Source organism: Bacteroides sp. L008 (genome assembly GCF_040812255.1).
Classification (GTDB): domain Bacteria; phylum Bacteroidota; class Bacteroidia; order Bacteroidales; family Bacteroidaceae; genus Bacteroides; species Bacteroides vicugnae.
On the sequence record NZ_JBFNXO010000002.1, the window covers coordinates 1,198,034 to 1,222,494 of the forward strand.

Below are 24,461 nucleotides of genomic sequence, written 5' to 3' on the forward strand. Positions count from 1 at the left end.
GCAACACTATATTATTTCAAGATTATTTCAACAGTAAATTTGGTTATATCAAACCTTTCATGTAACTTTGTGGTTGATATTTTAGAAGAATAATATAGTATGACTTTAGAAATAGCATCAAAACTCAACCGATTGTTGACGGGGCATACTCCCGGAGGGCTGTTCTTTTCAGGATGGTTGGCCAAGAATGACTATTCAGCACAACTTACGAAAAGCTATCGCGATTCGGGTTGGCTCGACATGCTTGTACCCGGTGTGATGTATAGGCATAATGAGAAGTTGTCGGCATTCGCCGCTGTCAGCTCATATAATCGTCAGCTTGGAGAGTCTGCAAGAATCGCTGCTCATTCAGCACTTGAATTACAGGGATTCAGCCACTATGTGCCTATGGGCAAACCTAATCTTATGGTTACAGGAGCAGAATCAGGAAAGTTGGAATGGATGAATTCCGATAGATTCGACATGAATATGGTACATTTCAAAACAACGGTATTCAAATCGCCGATGACGGTTGATGTAAAAGTAGGAGAGTTGGAAGTGTCGGTATCATCACCTGAACTCGCATTTATGGAATGCCTGTACCTTGTTCCAAAATATTATAATTATATGGATTTATACTATATAATGGAGCAACTGACGGCGCTTGACCCCGAAAGAGTGCAACAGACATTGGAAAATACTTCTTCACAGAAAATAAAGAGGATGTTTCTTTATATGGCATCGAAAGCCGGCCATTATTGGGTGGAGATGCTTGATTTGAAAAAAATCGGATTGACGACATCAAAGTTGCAGCTTGTCAAAGAGGGTGTCTATAATTCAACCTATCGTATAACCGTGCCTAAAGAATTGGAAAGCTATGAATGATGTTTATCGCCGCCAAGTGGCGTTGCTGATTCGTATAATGCCTATTGTGTTCCGTATAAAAGATTTTGCGGTGCATGGCGGTACGGCAATCAACCTATTCTATCGAAACCTTGAACGGCTATCGGTGGATATAGACTTGACTTATATACCACTGAAGGAACGGGAAGAAAGCCTGAATGAAATTAACACCCATCTATCCCGATTGAAAAAGGAAATAGAGCAAGCTGTGCCTGGAATCAATGTTATCCATAAATCGAATGTATGGAAACTGGAATGTTTCAAGGAAGGCACAAAGATAAAATTGGAAGTCAATGGCACAAAGCGTGGCGTGATCGAGCCACCAGTAATCATGCAACTATGCGAAACTGCAAGGGAAACTTTTCATCTCAACTGCTATGCCAACATCGTGTCATGGGGGCAGCTGTTCGGAGGCAAGATTTGCGCGGCACTTAGCCGCCAGCATCCACGCGACCTCTTTGATTGCCGCGGAATAACAGCTGAGGAATTTGACTCCGTTAAATCAGGATTCATGCTTTGTCTGCTCGGAAGTGACAAGCCGATAGTGGAATCTTTCGCTCCGAATCCAATAGACCAATCAGAAGCAATGGAAAACCAGTTTAACGGAATGACTGACACCCCATTCTCTTACCAAGATTATGAAGAAGCAAGGACAAAACTCATTACGATAGTGAACGGCGGTCTTACCGAGGGGGACAAGCAATTCCTCATCGGCTTTGAGGAAGGGGACCCGGATTGGTCGAAATGCTGCGCCGGAAATCTTGAAGCCTATCCATCGGTGAAATGGAAGCTACAGAACATCTGTACTCTGAAAAAGAAAAATCCAGAGAAGCACAAAGATGGTGTAGATAAGTTGCGTCGACATTTCGGGTTATGAAAGTAAGTATCTGCTTGTTATAAAAGCTTAAAATGAACCCTCGGACTTGTGTATGTGTCCGAAATTCACCGTATTCGCAATACGGTTAGACCGCCGAGGAGTCAGGGTCGCGGAATGCAAGAACACCAATTTGAGATTTGTCACCAAATCGTTTCAAAGAAAAAATGGCGATAGCCAACTATCTGATATGACTATATTTGGAGCATTGGGAACAAGTCCCTCCAGCTCCACTTTGTACTGATCATTAGTATCTATAAAAAGAACACTCAATGTTGCAAAAGTAACATTGAGTGTTCTTTTCTATGGGGCTATCAATGAATTTATTCCCCCTCGTGAGCCATTAATCTTTATATCCGTATCAGGCAATAGCTTTTTAATGTGCTCTATTCCCTCTTTGGTTATCTTTCCATATAGGTTCAACGATTTGATTTTTATCTTTGATATTTCATCCGGTATATCAATCTTATCGATAAACTGGATATCCAGTCTTTTTATCTCCTTCAGTTCTAACAAGACAGTAGGAAACTTCTTTACCCTAATGTTAATACCACTGCCCCAGCCATCATTTTGGGCGTCAGCACTCAACTTGTTTTTTAATCCGTCATTGTTAACGTCTTTCTTTCTGACCATCCAACCTATTTGTGGTCGCAGAGCAAAATTCTTACTATTTTGCTCCAGTCCGATGAAACCTGCCCAAAATTCCAATGGGGTCTCTTTGACAGCATCGGGATATACTTCCTGATACTTTACATCTACCTTCACTATTTCATCGGGGAGACAATTTCTGCCTTCAAGCTGTTTCAGATTATTTCTTCTTCCTTTCTTGTCATACGGGAAAAATTTAACAATCCATCCGTCAATAATATTCGGAGCGCCGTATTGCTTCTGTGAATGATATTTGAACATATTGCGCCAGAAGCTTTTGTCCACCTGGCCTTTGGAGGCTTTGACAAATTCTTCCAGAAGAGGCTCCAGTTCGGAAATCCACCATTCAAGTTTATATTCTTTCAGGCTTCTGGCTTTCTGTAGAACTTTCTCCCAGTCCTCCGGAGTTCCTTCGAGGGTTATTTCAGGTATTCCACAGACAATGCGTATGATTATAAACTCAAAGTATGGCTTCACAGCTTCCATGATTGTTATTTCAGAAGCAACTTTCTCTAAGGAGGTGGTTGTTGAAAAATTACAGGTAAGCAACTCAGTCAGATGGTTACCGACGTGTTCTGATATTTGTTTTGTGAATTGGGGAAAGATCTCTTCCCATGAAAAAGTAGGGTCTTCCAGTTTCTTGTCCGCTCTTACAATTAAGGACAGTTTGCCGGAGGAGTCAACGAGATCATTTCTCATCGATTCCTGATTGGCATTTATATGCCGGGCAAATCCCTGGCTGATTAGTAGCCAAATCATGTCTGGGGACAGAACAAATGGCCTGTGATCTGCATAAGCCTGATACATACCGTTGAAAAAAGAATTAGGACCAAAAGATACCAGACTGTCAGGAGATTGGCTCTCTGCAATGATATGATAAGGAATTTCGATATGCTTCTTTTTTATTTCATAAGGCTCTATGTTCATGTACGATAATATAAGACTTTTATAAATGTCGTCTTGGGAATTCAAATGGAGTAATTCTTCAGGCTTTGAAAGCTTTTCAACTTTAAAGGTGATTCCATTTTGAGCGAATATGGGAACACTGCAAGATATTAATAAGCCAAAAAGTATGTTTTTCATAATCTTAAATGATTCTATGGTGGCATAAACTTATCAGGTATGTCTATGCTTTTCATAGACGATATGCAAATATAACATTATAAGAAGTAGATTAAACAGGATATTAAATGTTTTTTGATTTATATCTATAAAAAACATAAGCGTATTATTTCTTGAGCCGATAAGCGGGAATTATTCGGGAATTTGTAGTAAGTTTGCTCTGCTAATCCTAAAGAATGACGCAGAGAAAGATTATACATATCGACATGGATGCCTTCTATGCCTCTGTAGAACAGCGTGATAATCCTGAACTTCGTGGCAAACCTTTGGCAGTAGGTCATGCTGAAGAGAGGGGAGTTGTGGCTGCTGCCAGCTATGAAGCCCGGCGTTATGGTGTCCGTTCGGCCATGTCCTCCCAAAAGGCGAAACGCCTTTGTCCCCAACTCATCTTTGTACCCGGCAGGATGGATGTTTATAAATCCGTTTCCCGTCAGATACATGAGATTTTCCACGAATATACAGACCTCATCGAACCTCTGTCTCTGGATGAGGCTTTTCTGGATGTTACTGAAAACAAGAAAGATATTTCCCTGGCTGTGGATATAGCCAAGGAAATAAAGTTGAAGATTCGCGAGCAACTCAACCTTGTTGCCTCTGCCGGAGTATCTTATAATAAATTTTTAGCTAAAATAGCTTCGGACTATCGCAAACCGGACGGCTTATGTACTATTCACCCGGAACAAGCTCTTGATTTTATCGCCTGTCTTCCTATTGAATCTTTCTGGGGAGTGGGACCTGTGACTGCCAGGAAGATGCATTTGCTGGGTATCCACAACGGACTTCAACTACGGAAATGTTCTCTTGAAATGCTGACTGGTCATTTTGGAAAAGCAGGTACGCTGTATTATGAATGTTCGCGAGGCATTGACGAACGCCCTGTCGAAGCAATTCGTATTCGTAAATCTATCGGCTGTGAACGTACATTGGAACGGGACATTTCGGCCCGTTCATCGGTCATAATCGAATTATATCACGTTGCAGTAGAACTGATTGAACGTCTCCAGCGAAAAGACTTCAAAGGAAACACGCTTACCTTGAAAATTAAGTTTCATGATTTTAGCCAGATCACCCGAAGCCTTACTCAATCGCAGGAACTGACTACCTTAGACCGGGTACTCCCGCTTGCCAAGGAACTGCTTAAAAGTGTGGAATATGAACAACATCCAATCCGTCTCATCGGGCTTTCTGTCTCCAATCCGAAAGAAGAAGCCGATGAGCAACACGGTGTTTGGGAACAGTTGAGTTTTGAATTTAGCGATTGGGATTAAGGTATGAAAAACGGGAAGAGAACAGGATGTCAAAATAGAGCCTTTATTTGGACTAAACAGCGGCTCTGTTTAAGGAAGACAGAGCCGCTGTTTAGCTAAAATTGCACCTCTGTTTTCTTGGAACGGAATCTCTGTATTTTGAGAAGAAATCTCTGTTTAAATATGAGTGAAATCGATTATTCTATAACCTAAAAGCTTAAAATGAAGCAATTATGAGTACAAATTTTGAAGTATGTACTTTTTTGTCATTAGGTTCGTATGATTTGCTCACCTCATTTTTTATCAGATACACTATCTTTGCAATACTTAAATGAATGAAAATACCATGACTCGAATGAAACATTTGCTTTGTGTTTTTCTGGTAGCAGCTTTGGGAAGTCTTTCTTTCAAGGCAAACGCATATACCGAACGCAATATGCTGCAGAAAGCGGCAGACGAAACTACGTTGAAAAACGTGTTGGTAATGAAACAGGCTTGGGTGCCTTACCCTGCTTATACAGATCGCGCCGCTTGGGACTCGTTGATGGGTCCTAACAAACAACGCCTCATCGAAGCCGGTGAAAAACTCCTCGACTATAAATGGCAGCTGATACCTGCCACTGCTTATTTGGAGTACGAACGTAGCGGTAACCGGAAAGTGATGGAAGTTCCTTATGACGCCAACCGTCAGGCACTCAACACCCTGATGCTCGCCGAACTGGCTGAAGGAAAAGGACGCTTCATCGACCAGCTACTGAACGGAGCATATATGAGCTGTGAAATGAATTCATGGGTTTTATCCGCACACTTGCCTCGCCAGAGCAGCAAACGTTCACTGCCCGATTTCCGTGAACAGATTATTGACCTCGGTTCAGGCGGATATGGAGCTTTAATGGCTTGGGTACACTATTTCTTCCGTAAACCATTCGACAAAATCAATCCCGTGGTATCTTTACAAATGCGTAAAGCAATCAAAGAACGTATTCTCGATCCATATATGAACGACGATGAAATGTGGTGGATGGCTTTTAACTGGAAACCGGGGGAAATCATCAACAACTGGAATCCCTGGTGTAATTCAAATGCCCTGCAATGTTTCTTCCTGATGGAGAACAATAAAGACAAGTTGGCAAAAGCCGTTTACCGCTCCATGCAATCAGTCGACAAATTTATCAATTTCGTGAAGTCTGACGGTGCTTGTGAAGAAGGTACATCCTACTGGGGACATGCTGCCGGAAAACTCTATGATTATTTGCAGATACTCTCCGATGGTACAGGTGGTAAACTGTCTCTGTTCAATGAACCGATGATTCGCCGGATGGGAGAATATATGTCCCGCTCATACGTGGGTAATGGCTGGGTGGTGAACTTTGCTGACGCATCGGCACAAGGAGGAGGTGATCCCTTATTAATCTATCGTTTCGGTAAAGCTGTAAACAGCGATGAAATGATGCATTTTGCCGCTTACCTGCTGAATGGGAGAAAGCCGTATGCCACCATGGGCAACGATGCTTTCCGTTCGCTCCAGTCTCTGCTTTGCTGTAATGAACTCGCAAAAGCAACTCCGAAACATGATATGCCGGATGTTACCTGGTATCCCGAAACGGAATTCTGCTATATGAAGAACAAGAATGGTATGTTCGTTGCCGCTAAAGGCGGATTTAATAACGAAAGTCATAATCACAATGATGTAGGGACCTTCTCTCTATACGTGAATACGATTCCCGTGATTATTGATGCCGGTGTAGGTACCTATACCAAACAGACGTTCGGTAAAGACCGCTATACTATCTGGACCATGCAGAGCAATTATCACAACTTGCCGATGATTAACGGAGTACCGCAAAAATTCGGTCAGCAGTATAAAGCGACAAATACAGTTTGCAATGAGAAGAAACGGACATTCTCTACTGATATAGCTACTGCTTATCCGGCAGAGGCGAAAGTGAAAAGTTGGATTCGCTCTTACGCACTTGATAATAATAAATTAACTATTGGCGATACTTATACATTGGATGAGGTTGTTGCTCCTAATCAACTGAATTTCTTAACTTGGGGCAATGTTACTTTCCCGTCTGAAGGGAAAATCCGAATCGAAGTGAAGGGACAAAAGGTGGAAATGCATTATCCGTCACAATTTAAAGCAGAACTGGAAACAATCAAATTAGATGATCCGCGCCTGTCTAACGTATGGGGCAAGGAGATTTACCGCATCACACTAAAGACAGAAGAAAAGAAAGCGACTGGTAAATATGAATTTGTGATCCAACAAGTGAAGTAAGATGAAGTAGATTCTTTTAAATAAGAAAAAATAAAGTATAAACATTTAAATCACAGTAAGATGAAAAAAGTTTTATTTGCCGGCCTTTTGGTCATTGCAGGAGTAAGTGTAAGTGCACAGAACCTGATAAAGAATGAAAAATTCGCTACCGAAGTAAAGACTAAAGTGACTAACGCTAACAAAGCTGCCGCAGGAGAGTGGTTTATTTTGAATAATGAAGCTGACGGAGTAACTACTATTGCTTGGGAACAAACGGGAGATGCCAAATATCCGAATGCGATGAAATTTGATAATTCCGGTGCCGAAAAAAATATCTCTTGGTACAAGGCTTTTCTGGGACAACGTATTACCGATGGTTTGGAAAAAGGCATCTATGTTCTTACTTTCTATGCAAAAGCTAAAGAAGCTGGTACTCCGGTAGGTGTATACATCAAACAGACCAATGAAGAAAAGAACGATAATGGTAAGTACAATACCACTTTCTTCATGCGTAGAGATTATGATGCGGATGCTCAACCGAATGCTTCGGGTGCACAGTATAACTTTAAGATTAAAGATGCTGATAAATGGACTAAAGTAGTGGTTTATTATGATATGGGACAAGTGGTTAATGCTATTAGCAGCAAGAAGGCAAATGCTGACTTGGAAGTATCTGACACGGATGATGACGCTGCTATTCTGAAAGATTGCTATCTGGCTATTCTTTCACAAAACAAAGGTGGCGTTGTAGAAATCAGCGACGTGACATTGAGAAAAAAATAAAAACTAAGGGTGGGTAAGTGCCTGTCACTCATAAATTGCTATCTTTTTTAGGCACGGATTACACGGATTTCACGGTCTTAAGTATTGTCATTGCTACAAAGTAACCGTGTTAATCCGTGTAATCCGTGCCTAAATTATTAAGAACACATACTTAATATATAGACATCCATAGAATAATCAACCCTCTATTTAGGGTGATACCAAGCGGCTTATTGGATTCCGAGTTTCTTCTTCAAACCCTTTGGCAGAGAATCTTTATGAACCATGACACAAATAGTTTTGGCACGTACATAACTTTCAGACATATTCAGATAACCTCCGGATTTGTTGCTTTCTGCTCCCCAGGAATTCTTGGTAATATAATATTTAGTACCATTCTGGTCTTTTACAATGCCGGTGATGTGCATCAGGTGGTCATCGGTCGTTACAAACTTCTCATAACCGTCCTGACGGATTTCCGATGTAACATTGATTTCCGGATAAGGATGCTCGAACTTGAACACTTCATCCATACGCTGATATTTAGGCATAGCTTCAAAACGGGCACGATCGGTAGTTGAGTAATCTTTCACGTCCTCTACTTGCGGATTGATGGCGATTCCGTTCTTGAAAGAGAAACCCTGTTCGCTGACATCACCATCCCAACATACGGTATATCCCTTGTTCAATGCATAGTCAATAGCCCCGATCAGTTCGTCCAGCGGAAGATTATACATCGGTTGATTCTCCCAGTTGTCAGGCACTTCAGGTGAGAAGGTTTCATAATAAGGTTTATGAGTGAAACTGGTCAGCTCGATATAATCATCCATATTCAATCCCAAACTTTCAGTGAAAGATTGAGGCGTATATTCCTTGCCTTTATAAGTAAACTTTTCAGGAAGCTTGCCCAAATAAATGTCGAACAGATTGTTGATGAGCGCATCATATTCCGGAGTACGCTTTTTAGAAGCAATATTTGCATCCACCAATGCTTTGAGGTAACGTGACAGTGCTCCGTGGTTATGATCTTTGCTGTCGTTTAGCAGTCCGGTGTATACTTCTTCCGGAACGATTCCCGCTTTCTTATAAGCATTCTTGAAAGTGTGTGCCAAACTTCCTTCCCCAATGCTTCCTTTACCACGACGCAGATAATTATCTTCGATCTGATTCATGTACTTCTGGCGGACGATAAACATTTCCGAGAGATCATATTCTCCTTTTCCCATACGGAGCAGTTCCGATTCCATAAAAGAAGCGGTGGCAAAGCACCAGCAGGTTCCTGTGGAGCCCTGATCTTTGACAGGTGTTGCTTTGTGAGATACAACGGTTGTGAATTCATAACCGGGTGTTTGTGCAAAAGAGGTTACGGCTAGTAAAAGCAGCGCAACCGACATAAATAGCTTTTTCATAATGTGTTTTATTATCTTTCTTCTGCAAATGTATAAAAAAAGCGAGGATACTCGAAAGTTCCTCGCTCTATTTATTATAATTAGTGTGTTTATTTACATGACAACCTGCTGTGACAGCAGTTTTTGAAGTTTACCGTTCAAGGTTTGACACATAGCACCATTTCCCATTGCTTGATAGCGTTTAATACGGTACTGTAACATCATAATTTTTTCATTTGCATTCTTTTTCATAATTTGTTTCCTCTTTTTTTGCCCTCCACGTTTTGAAGAGCGATTTTACATCTTGTTTTCTCTAATAACACTGCAAAGATACGAATTGTTTTTGAATTATATGCTGTAAAACATAAAAATCTTCTTTTTCATTTGAATTTTCTTTTTATAAGGGTTCGAACACGGTCCATGTTACAAACCTGTTACAAAATGCCCGCAATTCTCCGTTGATGACAATATTATTCTTATCTATCACATTTTTATGTACTTATCTAGGCTTTCAGAAAATATTCTTGTATTTTTGTCAGTCAGCAACCTTATTATTAGAATAAACCAAACACTCGTATGAAAACATTCACCCATCTTTTGTGCATCCTGATTTTGTCAATTGTGCTGTTTGCTTGTAACAACGCTCATTTTCTCAAAGAAGAAGCCTACCGGAATCAAGTGGCTCAAGACTTTGAACTGAAAAAACAGGCACTTCCTCATGGAGATTTATTTGCGATCTTTGCCGATTCTGTTTTATCAGTCTACGAGCGCGAAGCATTGATGTTTCTCTATGCTTATATGCCGATAGGGGATGTGACGGACTATTCAGGAGATTATTATCTGGAAAATGTCCGGCTGTCAAAGCAGACGCGTAGCGAAATGCCTTGGGGAAAGGAGATTCCCGATGAAGTGTTCCGTCATTTTGTTTTGCCGATCCGGGTGAATAATGAGAATCTGGACGATTCCCGTCGTGTGTTTTATGGCGAGCTGAAAGATAGGGTGAAGGGACTGCCGATGAAAGAGGCTATATTAGAGGTGAATCACTGGTGTCATGAGAAAGTAGTCTATCGTCCGAGTGATGCGCGTACCAGTTCGCCATTGGCATCCGTCAAGACGGCGTATGGGCGTTGTGGTGAAGAGTCTACATTTACGGTAGCTGCTCTCCGGGCGGTTGGTATTCCGGCGCGTCAGGTGTATACGCCTCGTTGGGCGCATACGGATGATAATCATGCCTGGGTGGAAGCATGGGCGGATGGACATTGGTATTTCTTCGGAGCCTGTGAGCCGGAGCCGGTTTTGAATCTGGGATGGTTCAATGCTCCTGCCAGTCGGGGAATGTTGATGCATACGAAAGTCTTCGGGCGTTATAACGGTCCGGAGGAAATGATGCTTGAAACGCCGAATTATACGGAAATCAATGTGATTGATAATTATGCGCCTACCGCTAAGGCTATCGTGACGGTGACGGATGCCGAAGGACAAGCGGTAGCAGACGCTAAAGTTGAATTTAAGATATACAATTATGCAGAGTTCTATACAGTAGCTACGAAGTATACAGATGCAGAAGGGAAAGCCAGCCTGACTGCCGGTAAAGGAGATATGCTGGTTTGGGCATCCCGTGACGGACGATTTGGCTATGCTAAATTATCTTTTGGAAAAGACAATGCATTGCATCTCTCTTTAGATAAGAAAGAAGGGGAAACTTATTCCTTGCCAATGGATCTTATTCCTCCGGTAGAAGGGGCGAATATCCCCGAAGTCACTCCCGAACAGCGTGCAGAGAATGATCGGCGAATGGCGCAAGAAGACTCCATCCGTAATGCGTATGTGGCAACAATGATGACGGAAAAACAAGCCGAAGAGTGGGTAGACAAGCTGTATGGAAATGCTTTACAATCGGAAAAGAAAGAAAAACTGGCAGACTTTCTGGTTGCTTCGCGCGGAAACTACCAAACATTGAAAGACTTCCTTTTGCCTGTCAGGAAAGAGAAAGATGCTGTCTCATGGGAAGAAATACGTGCCATGTGGATATTAGAGAGTCTTTCGGCAAAAGACCTCCGTGATGTAACTCTGGATGTATTGAATGATCATTTGCAAACGAATCTTTCGGATTGGGAAAAGATAGATACCGAACGTTTTAAAAGAATGTACCTCAATCCTCCTCGTGTAGCCAATGAAATGCTGACTCCTTATAAAAAGGTACTTCGCGAAGCGATTGAAAAAACTGTTTACCAGTCTGTTCCCGATAGCATGAAGCGTGATCCTAAGGTATTAATAGAATGGTGTAGAAAAGAAATTAAAATCAATAATGAATTGAATTCCCAACAGATTCCGATCTCTCCGATGGGTGTGTGGAAAGCACGGGTGGCTGATGAAAAGTCACGTGATATTTTCTTTGTAGCAGCTTGCCGGAGCATGGGATGGGCGTCTGCCTGGATTGATGAAGTGACCGGAAAGGTACAGGTCTTAAATAAAGAATTTGCTCCGGAAGATGTCGATTTCGAGACAGCAGAATCCGCATTGTCCCAAAAAGGAGTATTGAAAGCTACCTATACGCCTATCCGTTCATTAGATAATCCTAAATATTATTCGCATTTCACTCTTTCCAAGTTTAAAGATGGTACCTTCCAGTTGTTGAATTATGACGAAGGAGAGACAGATATGGGGGATGGGACTACATGGCATAATTTATTAAGATATGGGAGAGAGTTTGATGAAGGCTATTATATGATGGTGACCGGAACCCGTCTGGCAAGTGGCGCGGTGCTTTCCAACATTACGTTTTTTACGATAGAACCGGGTAAGACAACGACAGTTGATCTTGTGATGCGTGAAAGCAAAGATCAGGTACAGGTGATCGGCAATTTTAATTCAGAAGCGATCTATCGGCCGGTCGGTGACACCGGGCTGCAAAGTATTTTGCAAACCTGCGGTCGTGGCTATTTTGTGGTGGCTGTTCTCGGGGCAGGGCAGGAACCTACCAATCATGCGTTAAGAGACATAGCCGCTCTAGGCAATGATTTTGAACAGTGGGGGCGTAAGATGGTCTTTCTTTTCCCTTCGGAAGAACAATACAAGAAATTTAATGCTGACGAATTCAAGGGACTTCCGTCTACCATCACTTACGGTATTGATACTGATGACAGCATTCGGAAAGAAATTGTGGCAGCTATGAACTTGAATAATTCCATCCTGCCGGTCTTTATTATTGCCGACACATTTAATAGGATAGTCTTTGTTTCTCAAGGATATACAATCGGTTTAGGGGAACAATTGATGAAAGTTGTACATGGATTATAGGAAAGAGGCTGTATGAATAATCGTTAATTCTTGCTCTTAATATGCTTTTTTCGGAAAAGAATGATTACGTTTGCAGCAAATTATGACTAAGTATATTTTTTGCATATTAGCATGCGCATTTCTGGTATTGGGATTTAGTAATGTTTCCGATAAAGATTTGCAGGGATTTCAGAAAGAAACTGAAATCCGGGTTAATGATATGCAATATAAAGTAGAGTCATGTTGTTGTGTCTCTTCTGCCGGCTTCGATAAGTCAAGTAAAAAATCGCATTCGCAGTTTGTTGATGAGACATCCAATTGTAAAGTCAGTGACTGCATTTTTGATAATATCTCTTTTCCGAGAAGCATTGTTCCTTTCAAGAACTTGAAGTTCAATACAAATACTGTGATTATACAGATATTGAGCTCTCTGAATGTTCAGCTTCCGGAGAACCGTTTGGGTCATACCGACCTTGATGTCAATTACACTAAATATTCGTGTAAGTATTACGTCTACACATTGGCGCATATTCTCATTTAGACAATATTCTTTTCTTTTGGTTGGGTGAGGTGTGTCTTATTCTGATACCTCTCTGCCACTCTTTCCTTTATTTTTATTATTATCTATTTTATTCATGTCAACATGGAAAACAAAGAATGTATTTCCTATGACTTGGAACAAAAGACGGGTATTGATGTGTCTTATTGCTACCAGTGTGGCAAATGTACGGCCGGATGTGTGTTATCAGAGGAGATGGATTATGCTCCCAGCTATATTCTCCGGTTGTTGCAGACAAAAAATGCTCAAAATGACCGTCGCGTGTTAAGTTCCAATGCCATTTGGATTTGCTTGAATTGCGAAAACTGTATTGCCCGGTGTCCCAAAGAAATAAACATTCCTGAAGTGATGGACTATCTGCGTGAGAAATCCCGTCAAGAAGGATGCATTAGTAAAGAGTCACGCCCTGTTGTAGCTTTCCATTCCGCTTTTCTCGAATCAGTAAAAAGAACAGGAAGACTCTACGAGGTTGGATTGGTGGCAGGTTTTAAAGCCCGTACCTTACGTTTGACACAGGATTTGAATGTGGCTCCTGTTATGTTCGTCAAAGGGAAGCTCAACCTTCTTCCGGAACGGGTAAAAGATGAGAATATGATCAAAAAGATATTTGCACAAACCATTGAAAAGACTCAAAAGTAACTATGAGAATCGGTTTCTATCCGGGATGTTCGCTAAACGGAACTTCTCGTGAATATAATGAATCAGTCAAAGCACTGGCACAGGCGATGGGATTCGAACTGATCGAGTTGAAAGACTGGAACTGTTGCGGTGCAACGGCTGCTCACTCCATGAGCAAACAATTGTCTCTTGCCTTACCTACCCGTGTGTTGGCTTTGGCAGAACAACAGGGATTTCAAGAGATCGTTGTCCCCTGCGCTTCCTGTTACAATCGGTTGAGTGTGGCTCAATACGAATTAATGCACAATGAAGCATTGAAGGATGAAATACTGACTACAGTTGGAATGCGCTACCTCGGTCATGTGAAAATATTGAATGTCATCCAGATGATAGAGAAATATATGCTGGATACATTAAAAGAGAAGATAGTACGTCCTTTTGCTCATCAAGTGGCTTGTTACTATGGCTGCTTGCTGGTGCGTCCCCATAAAATATTAAACTTCGACCGTTTGGAAGATCCGCAAAGCATGGACAAAATCATGTCTCTGATTGGTGCCACTCCTATTGACTGGGCTTTCAAAACGGAGTGTTGCGGTGCGGGCTTGTCCGTTTCTCGCACAGACCTTGTAGGACGTCTCTCGGGAAATATTCTGAAAGATGCTGACGACCGGGGAGCGGAAGCCGTGATTGTGGCTTGTCCGATGTGTCATTCTAATTTGGATATGCGTCGCCCTGCTATCAACCACTATCTGGCAAAACCTGTTACCATACCGGTTCTTTATATCACACAGGCTATCGGACTGGCTGTCGGACTGACTCCCAAGGAATTGGGACTGGGACGTCATTTTGTAGCTGTAAATTTGAAGGAGGCGGAAGTATGTCTAAAATAGGAGTTTTTATCTGCCATTGCGGTGAAAATATCAGTGCAACTGTCGACTGCGAAAAAGTGGCCGAGGCGGCAAAAGAAATGGAAGGCGTTGCCTATGCCATCGATTATAAATATATGTGTTCCGATCCGGGACAGACATTGATTAAGAACGCCATTAAAGAATATGGATTGGATGGCGTTGTCGTTGCTGCCTGTTCTCCGCGAATGCATGAACCTACCTTTCGGAGGGCATGTGCGGAAGCCGGATTGAATCCTTATCTGTGCGAGATAGCTAATATTCGTGAGCATTGCTCTTGGGTACATGAGAAAGGGGAGGCAACTACCCGTAAGGCTGTCGATATTGTCAAAAGTCTGGTTGAAAAAGTAAAGCGGAATCATCCTTTGGTCCCCATTCAGGTTCCTATCACCAAAAAAGCACTGGTGATTGGAGGAGGAATTGCCGGAATTCAGGCAAGTCTGGACATCGCCAATTGCGGACATCAGGTCATTCTGGTAGAGAAAGAACCGTCTATCGGCGGACATATGTCACAGCTTTCGGAAACTTTTCCTACATTAGACTGTTCGCAGTGTATTCTTACTCCCCGAATGGTGGAAGTAGCGCAGCATCCGAATATCACTCTTTATACGTATGCCGAACTGGAGCATGTGGAAGGCTTTATCGGTAATTTTAAAGCCAGTATACGCCTGAAAGCGAAGAGCATTGATGAGAAATTATGTACCGGTTGCGGACTTTGTACGACTAAATGTCCCAACAAGAAGATACCGAGCGAATTTAATGCCGGTTTGGGAATGCGTACAGCTATTTATGTTCCTTTTCCGCAAGCAGTGCCCAATAAACCGGTGATTGATAAAGAACATTGTACCCATTATCGCAATGGTAAATGCGGAGTTTGTGAAAAGCTATGTCCTACGGGGGCTATCCGTTTCGGACAGGAGGATCGTATTATCACTGAAGAAGTCGGAGCAATTGTAGTGACTACGGGATTCAATGTATTAAATACCGACTTCTTCCCCGAATATGGATATGGAAAATACAAAGATGTCATTACCGGATTGCAGTTTGAGCGTCTGGCATCGGCTTCCGGTCCTACATTCGGAGAGATTCGCCGTCCGTCTGACGGACAGATTCCTCAAAAGATTGTATTTGTAGCCTGTGCCGGTTCCCGTGATCCGGCCAAAGGAGTTCCTTATTGCTCTAAGATATGCTGTATGTACACTGCCAAACATGCGATGCTTTATCAGCACAAGGTACATGGTGGCGAATCGTACGTGTTCTACATGGATATTCGTGCCGGAGGAAAGAATTATGAAGAATTTGTGCGCCGTGCCATTGAAGAGGATGGAGTGAATTACGTCCGTGGTCGCGTCGCCCGCATATATGAGAAGAACGGTAAATTGATTGTTAAAGGAGTAGACACCCTGTTGGGAGCATCACCTGTCGAGATAGAAGCTGACATGGTAGTGCTTGCCACAGCGGGAGTCGCCAACAAGGGAGCGGAAGAACTGGCGCAGAAGATGCACATTTCTTATGACCCTTATCAGTTCTTTGCCGAATCTCACCCCAAACTGAAACCGGTGGAAACGAATACAGCCGGAATCTATCTGGCAGGAGCCTGTCAGGCGCCGAAAGATATTCCCGAAACAGTGGGAATGGCTTCGGGAGCCGCTGTGAAAGTAGCAGGATTGTTTTCACAGGCAAATCTGGTTCGTGAGCCGTTGATAGCCGTTGTCAATCGTACTGCCCCTCCGTTATTCAGTACTTGCGTAGGATGCTTCATGTGTCAGACAGCTTGTCCTTATCAGGCCATCGAACGTGAAGAAATAAAAGACAGGAATGGAAATGTAATAAAGACAGTTGCTAAAGTAAATCCCGGACTTTGTCAGGGTTGTGGTACTTGTGTTGCTTTCTGCCGTTCCAAATCTATTGATATACAAGGATATTCCAATGAACAGGTCTATGCCGAAGTGATGGCATTGCTGAACCATTAAAAAGAGAGTAAGCTATGAACGAAAATAAGATCGAGAATAATCAGGAATTTGAACCGCGCATTGTAGCTTTTGTCTGTAATTGGTGCACGTATGCCGGGGCAGACCTGACAGGTACGAGCAGGTTGAAGTATGCGGCTAATGTAGAAATTGTCCGCTTCCCCTGTACAGGAAGAATTGACTTTATGTTACTGTTGAAAGCCTTTGCCGGAGGTGCTGATGGAATTATCGTTTCAGGTTGTCATCCGAATGACTGTCATTATACATCCGGAAACTTCCATGCACGTCGTCGTTGGATTGTATTCCGTGGACTGCTCGACTTCTTGGGTATTGATGTACGTCGTATCCGTTATTCATGGGTGTCGGCGGCGGAGGGAGCCAAGTGGGCTGATCTGGTGAATGAAACAGTTGCCGGAATCCGTGAACTGGGACCTTATCTGGAGTATCAGAAAGCTTCGGACTATTTGGAAAAGGAGGCTATCTATGAGTAAACTGACAGAAAAAGCAGTTGCTTTGTTACAAGAAGGAGAAGTGAATCTTGTGATAGGCTATGAAGAAGGAAATCACGGAACACGTCCTCTCTTTTGCCGGCAGGCAGAAAATGCCGACAGACTGATACTGGACGACCGTTGCACGAATAATATCGCAGTCTATCTGACAAAACGGGAATTAACAGGAACAGGCAAAGTGGCTATAACAGCTACGGTTCCGGCATTACGGACGATTGTTCAATTGGCATTCGAAAACCAGTTGAAAGAAGATAATCTTCTGGTACTGACCGTTGACGGACATGGAGAACTTATCCAGTTTAAAGGATTCGATGAAATAAAAACATATCTGGCAGATTTTCCCTTGACTATTAGTGAGGAGAATCTTCAACTGATTGATCGTCTGAGAAAGATGAGTCGTGAAGAGCGGTGGAAATACTGGATGGGGGAAATGTCGAAATGCATCAAATGTTATGCTTGCCGGGCTGCCTGTCCGTTGTGTTATTGCAGCCGGTGTATTGTGGAGGTCAATTGTCCGCAGTGGGTACAACCCTGGTCTGCTCCGCTGACAAATATGGAGTGGCAGATTAACCGCGTGATGCACATGGCAGGACGCTGTATCGGTTGTGGCGCTTGTAAGCAAGCTTGTCCGGTGGGGATTCCTCTTCATTTGATGACACAAAGTATGATGGAAGACATTCAGGACGAGTTCGGGGTTGCTCCCGGTGCTATCAATCCTGCGGGAAATGTACTTTCTACCTTCAAGGCAGAAGATAAAGAGAACTTTATACATTAAAAGAAAGTAATGGAAAATCTACATATCAGTAAAAGCAGTCTGCAAGAATGGTTTCACCAGATGGTGAAAAAGGAAATGCATATTTTTGCTCCTGTGCGTTCAGGAGATAAAGTAGACTTCAAAAGAGTGACTTCTTACGATGAGGTAGCGACGGACTATGTGCAGACTACCCAGTCGGCTAAACGATTTGCGTTCCCGAAAACAGAAGTGCTGTTCTCTTATCAGAAAGACGGGAAAGAAGCTACTTTGCAGGAAGCGGATATTAATGCAATTCCCGAAATGATTCTCTGGAAAATCCGTCCTTGTGATGCGGCAGGGGTTGCACCCCTTTCCGGTATTTTTAATTGGGATTATAAAGATAAACTATATAATGCCCGGCGGGAGAAAATGACATTAATCAGCTTCAGTTGTGCACAATGCGATGAATCATGTTTCTGTACTTCCGTTCACGGGGGGCCCGGTAATACTGCCGGCAGTGATATTCAGATTACGGAGTTGCCGGATCAGAGTGCATTGGTGGAAGTCTTGACAGCAAAAGGCAAAGCATTGGTTAAATTCTTTGTGAAAGAATATACACCTGCCGAAGAAATAGATAAGGAACAATATCTGGCATCCGTTCCCATTCGTTTCAATGTTGATAATGTACGGGAGAAGTTGGCGGGAGCATTCGACAGTCCTGTTTGGAAACAACAGTCCGAACGCTGTTTGGGATGTGGCGCATGCGCTTATGTTTGTCCAACCTGTGCCTGTTTTGATATTCAGGAAGATGCCAAAGGTTCGTCCGGCCATCGTGTCCGTTGTTGGGATTCTTGCGGCTTTTCGCTGTTTACCCTCCATACGTCCGGACATAATCCGCGTCCGACACAAAGCGCCCGTTGGCGTCAGCGCATTTTGCATAAGTTCTCCTATATGCCTGAACGGATACAGGAAACCGGTTGTACCGGATGCGGACGTTGTTCGCGTGCCTGCCCGGTAGATATGAATATACTTGAACACTTAATATCGATATCAAGCCATGAATGAGCAGTCGAATATATATCTTCCGCACCCGATGGTGATTGAGAAGATAACCCATGAAGCTCCGGGAGTGAAGACTTTCCGGTTAAGATTTAAAGACGAGAAGGAAGGAGAAGCCTTTCACTTCAAAGCCGGACAGTTCGGTGAATACTCTGCGTTTGGTGAAGGAGAGTCAACTTTCTGTATTGCTTCGTCGCCTACTCGTAAAGGATATATCGAGTGTACATTCCGCCAGGCAGGACGGGTGACTACCGGACTTGCCAAACTGGAAGAAGGAGCTACCGTCGGTTTTCGCGGACCTTTCGGAAACACATTTCCGTTGGACGAGTGGAAAGGAAAGAATCTGTTGTTCGTTGCAGGTGGTATAGCACTTCCGCCGATGCGTTGCGTCATCTGGAATGCATTGGACAGGCGGGAAGATTTTAAAGATATAACGATTGTTTACGGAGCCAAGTCTGTTAACGACCTGGTATATAAAGAAGAGCTGAAAGAATGGGAAAACCGTCCGGATGTCAATCTGATAACTACGGTTGATCCTGGGGGGGAGACTCCCGACTGGACAGGAAAAGTCGGTTTTGTACCTTCGGTGCTTGAGGCTGCTGCACCTGCCAGTGCAGATACTGTGGCAATAGTTTGCGGACCTCCGGTGATGATAAAGTTCACTTTTCCTGTATTGGAGAAGTTAGGCTTTGCCGATGAGAATATTTATACCACCCTGGAGAACCGGATGAAATGTGGTGTTGGAAAATGTGGACGGTGTAATGTCGGGAAGTTGTATGTCTGTAAAGACGGTCCCGTATTTACCAAAGCCCAGTTGAATGATATACCTCCTGAATACTAATGATAAGGTGTTTAAGGATTAAAATATTGTGTTTTCCGTTGTGAAACGGGAGTTACGTTGTATAAAAGCAAGGATATATACCGAAGTGATTTCAGGCAAATAATATCCGCCGATTGTTTTTATATGGTGATGAGGAATGCCCAATGGAATTAACTTTCATGTGTGTCTAAATTTTATAATGGTTTCACCATTGGGCGCCTCTTCTTTATTTTGAATATGATTGTACAACCTAATTTTTTATATTACTATGATTCATTTATTACTATCTACTCTTGCGATGATGGGGCTTACTTTCCTCATCGGTTTTTTTGTCGCTGCGGTCATCAAGTTGATTGCCTATGCGGCTGATTCATTTGATTTTTATAGTTCCCACCGTTTGGAGCTACTCCGGCTACGACGCTGGCGGCAGCATCGGCAGAAGGTGGAAAGATTAGTCCGGCAGATACCTCTTGTAGATGAAGATGCTTTAGGAGATTCTCGTGAAGACTATAGTAGGGGGATTGACAGGAACTTTACTGGTTATCCCGGCTATTATCATGGAGTGAGTCCGGGAGCTTCGGAAAATAATCTGGTTAATTATTATTATTCGCAGGATACCCGTGAATTTTTTCTTCGGGAAGAAGAGCAGGTACATGCCAATAAGAAGAACTCAAAGAAACTGACTAACAACAAACAATAAAAGAAAACTAATTTATGGAAAATATAGATTTTGCTACCTTATTTCAAGGTATTGGTACAATGATGGCAAGCGGATGGGTGCTTGCTTCTGCAAGAGTTTTTCTGGTACTTCTCGGTCTGTTACTGATCTATTTGGGCTGGAAAGGTATCCTCGAACCTATGGTGATGATTCCGATGGGACTCGGAATGGTGGCTATCAACTGCGGAACACTGATGATGCCCGACGGCACACTGGGTAACCTCTTTCTCGATCCGATGCTTTCAGATACGGATCAATTAATGAATACCATGCAGATAGATTTCCTGCAACCTGTTTACACTCTGACGTTTAGTAATGGGCTCATAGCCTGCTTTGTCTTTATGGGTATCGGGGCACTTTTGGATGTCGGATTCCTGCTTCAGAAACCATTTGCAAGTATATTCCTTGCTCTGTGTGCAGAACTGGGCACTTTCCTGACGGTTCCTATTGCTTCCGCTTTCGGCCTGACTCTCAAAGAAAGTGCATCAGTGGCGATGGTAGGTGGAGCAGACGGACCGATGGTCTTGTTTACCTCACTGGCATTGGCAAAGCATTTGTTTGTGCCTATTACGGTGGTTGCCTATCTTTATTTAGGATTGACATATGGAGGCTATCCTTACCTTGTGAAGCTGTTGGTTCCCAAACGTTTCCGTGCTATTAAGATGGTGACAAAGAAAGCTCCGAAGAATTACGATGCTAAAGTAAAATTGGCTTTCTCTGCTGTTCTTTGTGCTATTCTCTGTTTCTTATTCCCGGTAGCTTCTCCTTTGTTTTTCTCTTTGTTCCTGGGGGTTGCTGTTCGTGAGTCGGGTATGAAACACATCTATGATTTTGTGAGCGGTCCGTTGCTTTATGGATCGACTTTTATGTTGGGCGTGTTGCTGGGTGTACTTTGTGATGCACATCTGCTGCTCGATCCGAAGATATTGAAACTATTAGTATTAGGCATTGTAGCATTATTACTTTCCGGTATCGGAGGAATAATCGGAGGATATATCATGTATATTATTAAACGGGGTAATTACAATCCGGTCATCGGTATTGCAGCAGTTAGCTGTGTGCCGACTACCGCAAAGGTTGCACAAAAGATTGTAAGCAAAGATAATCCGGACTCATTCGTCTTGGGAGATGCCTTGGGAGCTAATATCTCGGGAGTAATTACTTCGGCTATTATTACAGGTATTTATATTACGGTGATTCCTTATTTATAAATAAAGGTATAGCAGTTTTTCTTGATACCGCTGGTGGTAATGCAAAACAGAAATGGTGAACAAAAGGCTTAAAGCTGTATGTTCACCATTTCTTAGTATATAGTAGAGAGGCGATCACTTACATTCCTTTATATAAAGCCTCCACTGTTTCTTTGACTCTTCGCACGGAAGTCACATTTCGTTCGTACTCGTTGATATGTACTGTTCCTCCCATTGAGACAACTTCATTTCTGAATTTCATTTCACTTTGAATACTTTCGCGTGCCGAGAAATGAAACTCATTGATTCCGGTTCCTGCCGCAATCCGTGCAATATTATTTTCATTTACTCCACAGCCGGCAAGTAACGTAATTTTTCCCGCAGCCAGTCCTTGCAATTCTTTTAAAAGACCGATACCTTGTTCAGCCGTAGGTTGCTGACCGGAAGTCAGAATACGGTTGCATCCCAGCTCGATGATCTCCTCCAATGCTTTTTGAGGATTACGACATACGTCGAATGCCCGGTGGAAGGTGACTGACAGCCCTTTAGAGGCTTCCATTAGAATTTGCATTGATGTTAAGTCTACTTCGCCGTCTGCTGTCAGGCAACCGAATACAACTCCGTCCGCTCCCAATTTTCGTGCGATTTCGATGTCTTTCAGCATTGTTCTGATTTCCATCTCCGAATAAAGAAAATCTCCTCCACGTGGCCGGATAATAACATGCAGGCGGGTATGAGCCAATACTTCTCTTGCAATGGCTATTTCACCATAGGAAGGGGTTGTCCCGCCTTCCGGTATTCCGGCACATAATTCCACGCGGTTGGCACCACCTTCCTGTGCAGCCAGACAGCTTTCCACTGAATTGGTACAAATCTCAATTTGATACTTTTCCATAGTCGTGTACTAAAAAAGGGCGAATTTCTTCGCCCTTATATGAATCTTCTTTTGAATAGTTGCTTTATTTAGCGAAACTAACCGCACGTGTTTCACGAATGACGGTAATCTTCACTTGTCCCGGATAAGTCATTTCATCCTGGATCTTCTTAGCGATTTCGCCTGACAGGCTTTCTGTCTGCTTGTCGTCAATCTTATCCGCACCAACGATCACGCGGAGTTCGCGCCCTGCCTGGATAGCATAAGTCTTTGTTACACCCGGATAAGCCATTGCCAATTGTTCGAGATCGTTCAGACGCTTGATGTAAGCCTCTACGATTTCGCGACGTGCACCCGGACGTGCACCGGAGATGGCGTCACATACCTGTACGATAGGAGCCAGTAAGCTGGTCATTTCCGTCTCGTCGTGGTGAGCACCGATAGCGTTGCAGATATCCGGTTTTTCTTTGTATTTCTCGGCAAGTTTCATACCCAGCAATGCGTGCGGCAATTCCGGTTCTTCATCAGGCACTTTACCGATATCATGCAGCAAACCTGCACGTTTCGCTTTCTTCGGGTTCAATCCCAGTTCAGATGCCATCACAGCACAAAGATTGGCTGTTTCACGTGCATGCTGCAACAAGTTCTGACCATAAGAAGAACGATATTTCATCTTACCGATGATACGGATCAATTCAGGATGCAGACCGTGGATACCTAAGTCGATGGTTGTGCGTTTACCGGTTTCGATAATTTCTTCTTCCACCTGTTTGCGAACTTTAGCTACCACTTCCTCGATACGGGCCGGATGGATACGTCCGTCGGTCACAAGCTGATGCAGTGCCAAGCGGGCAATTTCACGGCGAACCGGGTCGAAAGCAGAAAGAACGATTGCTTCCGGAGTGTCGTCAACAACGATTTCAACGCCGGTAGCAGCTTCCAAAGCACGGATATTACGTCCTTCACGTCCGATAATACGTCCTTTGATTTCATCTGATTCAATATGGAATACCGTAACAGAGTTTTCGATGGCAGTTTCCGTAGCTACCCGTTGGATAGACTGGATAACGATCCGTTTCGCTTCTTTGCTGGCAGTTAACTTGGCATCATCCATAATGTCGTTGATGAATGATTGTGCCTGCGTTTTAGCTTCTTCTTTCAGTGATTCTACCAAACGTTCTTTAGCTTCCTCGGCAGACAATCCGGAGATTGCTTCCAGTTTCTCGATTTCCTGTTGTTGCAGTCTGTCGAGTTCATCTTTTTTCTTATCGACAATGACAAGTTGCGCTTCCAGATTCTCTTTTACAGCTTCGGCTTCCATCTTTTTGCGTTGGATTTCTTCCTGACGCTGGCTAAGAACCATTTCACGTTGTTTCAGTTTGTTTTCCGCCTGCTGAATCTTCTGATTCCGCAATGCTACCTCCTTTTCAAGATCTGCTTTTTTATTCAGGAATTTCTCCTTTACTTCAAGCAGCTTGTTTTTCTTAATTACTTCCGCTTCCGTCTCCGCTTCTTTCAGGACATTATCGTATTTGGATTTCAGTACATACCGGAATAGTATATATGAAAGGATTCCTCCTACGATGAAGCAGGCAATTGCTGTTGCTATTATTGCTATCATTCTACATTTAATTTAAGTATATAAATAAAAACGCACCGCCAAATATCAAAGCATATACTTTTGCTTGGATATTGTGCAGTGCGTGGTTGTTTTATCTCTTATCAGTGAATAGCCGGTCAGGATTCATTCCTCCTTAAAATAATCCTCCAGCAATTCTGTCAGTTCTTTTACCTTCTCCACATAGGGGCTGGTATCATTACGTTGCATCAATTGCAGTCTCTCTAACGAGAACTGATAGGCTACCATGGCAATAATTTTCTCCGGTTCCAGGTTCTTATAAACCTCCCGATACTTATTAAGCCTGATATTTACCTGCTTGGCGGCTTCCCGTACCATTTCTTCTTCCTCACGGTTGATGGTTAGCGGATAGTTTGAATCTGCTATCTGCAGGTTTATCTTTATTTTATCGTTCATACATCTTCT

The 24,461-nt window shown here is 42.9% G+C and carries 22 protein-coding genes; 16 read left to right on the forward strand and 6 right to left on the reverse strand.

All coding sequences use genetic code 11. The features are described 5' to 3' along the window. Nucleotides 1-99 precede the first annotated feature (99 nt). Both AB3G73_RS23575 and AB3G73_RS23580 read left to right on the forward strand, forming a co-directional pair. Nucleotides 100-864 (forward strand): type IV toxin-antitoxin system AbiEi family antitoxin domain-containing protein, encoded by a 765-nt coding sequence (locus tag AB3G73_RS23575; protein WP_342989122.1) that lies wholly within the window; start codon nt 100-102, stop codon nt 862-864. Further along, the gene (locus AB3G73_RS23580) at nt 857-1,759 is read left to right on the forward strand and encodes a nucleotidyl transferase AbiEii/AbiGii toxin family protein (RefSeq protein WP_342989123.1); all 903 of its coding nucleotides are present in this window, start codon (nt 857-859) and stop codon (nt 1,757-1,759) included. Before AB3G73_RS23575 ends, AB3G73_RS23580 begins: the two co-directional genes overlap by 8 nt. Nucleotides 1,760-2,059: 300 nt before the next feature. Here AB3G73_RS23580 and AB3G73_RS23585 read toward each other — a convergent pair whose 3' ends face one another. Then, nucleotides 2,060-3,487 carry a DUF4419 domain-containing protein gene (locus tag AB3G73_RS23585; RefSeq protein ID WP_367745701.1) on the reverse strand — a complete coding sequence of 476 codons (1,428 nt, stop codon included), beginning with the start codon at nt 3,485-3,487 and terminating at the stop codon, nt 2,060-2,062. A gap of 215 nt (nt 3,488-3,702) precedes the next feature. On the opposite strand from AB3G73_RS23585, the gene dinB reads away from it, so the two are divergent. The 3 genes from dinB to AB3G73_RS23600 all read left to right on the forward strand — a co-directional run bounded on the left by dinB (nt 3,703) and on the right by AB3G73_RS23600 (nt 7,816). Then, nucleotides 3,703-4,794, forward strand: a complete 1,092-nt coding sequence (dinB, locus tag AB3G73_RS23590) for a DNA polymerase IV (RefSeq protein ID WP_074557371.1) — start codon at nt 3,703-3,705, stop codon at nt 4,792-4,794. A 325-nt stretch (nt 4,795-5,119) separates the two neighbouring features. Then, on the forward strand, nt 5,120-7,054 hold the full coding sequence (locus AB3G73_RS23595) for a heparinase II/III family protein (RefSeq protein WP_148364414.1): 1,935 nt from the start codon (nt 5,120-5,122) through the stop codon (nt 7,052-7,054). 60 nt (nt 7,055-7,114) lie between these two features. Further along, the gene (locus AB3G73_RS23600; protein WP_074557373.1) at nt 7,115-7,816 is read left to right on the forward strand and encodes a DUF4627 domain-containing protein; all 702 of its coding nucleotides are present in this window, start codon (nt 7,115-7,117) and stop codon (nt 7,814-7,816) included. Between the two features lie 209 nt (nt 7,817-8,025). On the opposite strand, the gene AB3G73_RS23605 is transcribed toward AB3G73_RS23600, so the two are convergent. Together AB3G73_RS23605 and AB3G73_RS23610 are read right to left on the reverse strand one after the other, a co-directional pair. Then, nucleotides 8,026-9,204 carry an aminopeptidase C gene (locus tag AB3G73_RS23605; RefSeq protein ID WP_074638862.1) on the reverse strand — a complete coding sequence of 393 codons (1,179 nt, stop codon included), beginning with the start codon at nt 9,202-9,204 and terminating at the stop codon, nt 8,026-8,028. 93 nt (nt 9,205-9,297) lie between these two features. After that, complete coding sequence (locus AB3G73_RS23610; RefSeq protein WP_167511728.1) at nt 9,298-9,435, reverse strand: hypothetical protein; 138 nt, start codon at nt 9,433-9,435, stop codon at nt 9,298-9,300. Between the two features lie 324 nt (nt 9,436-9,759). Between AB3G73_RS23610 and AB3G73_RS23615 the strand changes: the two genes are divergently transcribed. From AB3G73_RS23615 to AB3G73_RS23665, 11 genes are all read left to right on the forward strand, one after another. Then, entirely contained in the window at nt 9,760-12,483 is a 2,724-nt protein-coding gene (locus AB3G73_RS23615; RefSeq protein ID WP_367745702.1) for a transglutaminase domain-containing protein, read from the forward strand. Nucleotides 12,484-12,565: 82 nt separating this feature from the next. After that, complete coding sequence (locus tag AB3G73_RS23620) at nt 12,566-13,003, forward strand: hypothetical protein (protein ID WP_074557379.1); 438 nt, start codon at nt 12,566-12,568, stop codon at nt 13,001-13,003. Between the two features lie 102 nt (nt 13,004-13,105). Next, a complete protein-coding gene (locus tag AB3G73_RS23625) occupies nt 13,106-13,660 on the forward strand; it encodes a 4Fe-4S dicluster domain-containing protein (protein ID WP_148364418.1) in 555 nt (184 codons plus the stop codon). Nucleotides 13,661-13,662: 2 nt separating this feature from the next. Then, nucleotides 13,663-14,529 carry a CoB--CoM heterodisulfide reductase iron-sulfur subunit B family protein gene (locus AB3G73_RS23630; protein WP_367745703.1) on the forward strand — a complete coding sequence of 289 codons (867 nt, stop codon included), beginning with the start codon at nt 13,663-13,665 and terminating at the stop codon, nt 14,527-14,529. Next, complete coding sequence (locus AB3G73_RS23635; RefSeq protein ID WP_367745704.1) at nt 14,517-16,517, forward strand: 4Fe-4S binding protein; 2,001 nt, start codon at nt 14,517-14,519, stop codon at nt 16,515-16,517. Before AB3G73_RS23630 ends, AB3G73_RS23635 begins: the two co-directional genes overlap by 13 nt. Before the next feature lie 14 nt (nt 16,518-16,531). Continuing rightward, a complete protein-coding gene (locus AB3G73_RS23640; protein WP_074557844.1) occupies nt 16,532-17,005 on the forward strand; it encodes a hydrogenase iron-sulfur subunit in 474 nt (157 codons plus the stop codon). After that, nucleotides 16,998-17,798 (forward strand): 4Fe-4S binding protein, encoded by an 801-nt coding sequence (locus AB3G73_RS23645; RefSeq protein ID WP_367745706.1) that lies wholly within the window; start codon nt 16,998-17,000, stop codon nt 17,796-17,798. The genes AB3G73_RS23640 and AB3G73_RS23645 overlap by 8 nt, the downstream gene beginning before the upstream one ends. A gap of 9 nt (nt 17,799-17,807) precedes the next feature. Next, nucleotides 17,808-18,821, forward strand: coding sequence for a 4Fe-4S dicluster domain-containing protein (locus AB3G73_RS23650; RefSeq protein WP_074557848.1), 1,014 nt, complete (start codon nt 17,808-17,810; stop codon nt 18,819-18,821). Further along, a complete protein-coding gene (locus AB3G73_RS23655) occupies nt 18,814-19,656 on the forward strand; it encodes an FAD/NAD(P)-binding protein (protein WP_320995921.1) in 843 nt (280 codons plus the stop codon). Before AB3G73_RS23650 ends, AB3G73_RS23655 begins: the two co-directional genes overlap by 8 nt. A gap of 247 nt (nt 19,657-19,903) precedes the next feature. Continuing rightward, on the forward strand, nt 19,904-20,335 hold the full coding sequence (locus tag AB3G73_RS23660) for a LapA family protein (protein WP_367745708.1): 432 nt from the start codon (nt 19,904-19,906) through the stop codon (nt 20,333-20,335). A 14-nt stretch (nt 20,336-20,349) separates the two neighbouring features. Further along, nucleotides 20,350-21,564, forward strand: a complete 1,215-nt coding sequence (locus tag AB3G73_RS23665) for a sodium ion-translocating decarboxylase subunit beta (protein ID WP_148364422.1) — start codon at nt 20,350-20,352, stop codon at nt 21,562-21,564. A 118-nt stretch (nt 21,565-21,682) separates the two neighbouring features. Here the strand turns inward: AB3G73_RS23665 and AB3G73_RS23670 are convergent, their stop codons facing one another. The 3 genes from AB3G73_RS23670 to AB3G73_RS23680 form a co-directional block, all read right to left on the reverse strand. Next, nucleotides 21,683-22,438: a copper homeostasis protein CutC gene (locus AB3G73_RS23670; RefSeq protein WP_298043830.1), complete on the reverse strand. Its 756-nt coding sequence runs from the start codon at nt 22,436-22,438 to the stop codon at nt 21,683-21,685. A gap of 64 nt (nt 22,439-22,502) precedes the next feature. Next, the gene (rny, locus tag AB3G73_RS23675) at nt 22,503-24,038 is read right to left on the reverse strand and encodes a ribonuclease Y (RefSeq protein ID WP_074557854.1); all 1,536 of its coding nucleotides are present in this window, start codon (nt 24,036-24,038) and stop codon (nt 22,503-22,505) included. A gap of 123 nt (nt 24,039-24,161) precedes the next feature. Beyond that, nucleotides 24,162-24,452 (reverse strand): cell division protein ZapA, encoded by a 291-nt coding sequence (locus AB3G73_RS23680; RefSeq protein WP_074557855.1) that lies wholly within the window; start codon nt 24,450-24,452, stop codon nt 24,162-24,164. Nucleotides 24,453-24,461: the final 9 nt, after the last annotated feature.

Bases quoted from the DNA above. Each gene is read 5' to 3' on its own strand.
- AB3G73_RS23575 (WP_342989122.1), top strand. From the start codon at position 100: ATGACTTTAGAAATAGCATCAAAACTCAACCGATTGTTGACGGGGCAT.
- AB3G73_RS23580 (WP_342989123.1), top strand. From the start codon at position 857: ATGAATGATGTTTATCGCCGCCAAGTGGCGTTGCTGATTCGTATAATG.
- AB3G73_RS23585 (WP_367745701.1), bottom strand. From the start codon at position 3,487: ATGAAAAACATACTTTTTGGCTTATTAATATCTTGCAGTGTTCCCATA.
- dinB (WP_074557371.1), top strand. From the start codon at position 3,703: ATGACGCAGAGAAAGATTATACATATCGACATGGATGCCTTCTATGCC.
- AB3G73_RS23595 (WP_148364414.1), top strand. From the start codon at position 5,120: ATGACTCGAATGAAACATTTGCTTTGTGTTTTTCTGGTAGCAGCTTTG.
- AB3G73_RS23600 (WP_074557373.1), top strand. From the start codon at position 7,115: ATGAAAAAAGTTTTATTTGCCGGCCTTTTGGTCATTGCAGGAGTAAGT.
- AB3G73_RS23605 (WP_074638862.1), bottom strand. From the start codon at position 9,204: ATGAAAAAGCTATTTATGTCGGTTGCGCTGCTTTTACTAGCCGTAACC.
- AB3G73_RS23610 (WP_167511728.1), bottom strand. From the start codon at position 9,435: ATGAAAAAGAATGCAAATGAAAAAATTATGATGTTACAGTACCGTATT.
- AB3G73_RS23615 (WP_367745702.1), top strand. From the start codon at position 9,760: ATGAAAACATTCACCCATCTTTTGTGCATCCTGATTTTGTCAATTGTG.
- AB3G73_RS23620 (WP_074557379.1), top strand. From the start codon at position 12,566: ATGACTAAGTATATTTTTTGCATATTAGCATGCGCATTTCTGGTATTG.
- AB3G73_RS23625 (WP_148364418.1), top strand. From the start codon at position 13,106: ATGGAAAACAAAGAATGTATTTCCTATGACTTGGAACAAAAGACGGGT.
- AB3G73_RS23630 (WP_367745703.1), top strand. From the start codon at position 13,663: ATGAGAATCGGTTTCTATCCGGGATGTTCGCTAAACGGAACTTCTCGT.
- AB3G73_RS23635 (WP_367745704.1), top strand. From the start codon at position 14,517: ATGTCTAAAATAGGAGTTTTTATCTGCCATTGCGGTGAAAATATCAGT.
- AB3G73_RS23640 (WP_074557844.1), top strand. From the start codon at position 16,532: ATGAACGAAAATAAGATCGAGAATAATCAGGAATTTGAACCGCGCATT.
- AB3G73_RS23645 (WP_367745706.1), top strand. From the start codon at position 16,998: ATGAGTAAACTGACAGAAAAAGCAGTTGCTTTGTTACAAGAAGGAGAA.
- AB3G73_RS23650 (WP_074557848.1), top strand. From the start codon at position 17,808: ATGGAAAATCTACATATCAGTAAAAGCAGTCTGCAAGAATGGTTTCAC.
- AB3G73_RS23655 (WP_320995921.1), top strand. From the start codon at position 18,814: ATGAATGAGCAGTCGAATATATATCTTCCGCACCCGATGGTGATTGAG.
- AB3G73_RS23660 (WP_367745708.1), top strand. From the start codon at position 19,904: ATGATTCATTTATTACTATCTACTCTTGCGATGATGGGGCTTACTTTC.
- AB3G73_RS23665 (WP_148364422.1), top strand. From the start codon at position 20,350: ATGGAAAATATAGATTTTGCTACCTTATTTCAAGGTATTGGTACAATG.
- AB3G73_RS23670 (WP_298043830.1), bottom strand. From the start codon at position 22,438: ATGGAAAAGTATCAAATTGAGATTTGTACCAATTCAGTGGAAAGCTGT.
- rny (WP_074557854.1), bottom strand. From the start codon at position 24,038: ATGATAGCAATAATAGCAACAGCAATTGCCTGCTTCATCGTAGGAGGA.
- AB3G73_RS23680 (WP_074557855.1), bottom strand. From the start codon at position 24,452: ATGAACGATAAAATAAAGATAAACCTGCAGATAGCAGATTCAAACTAT.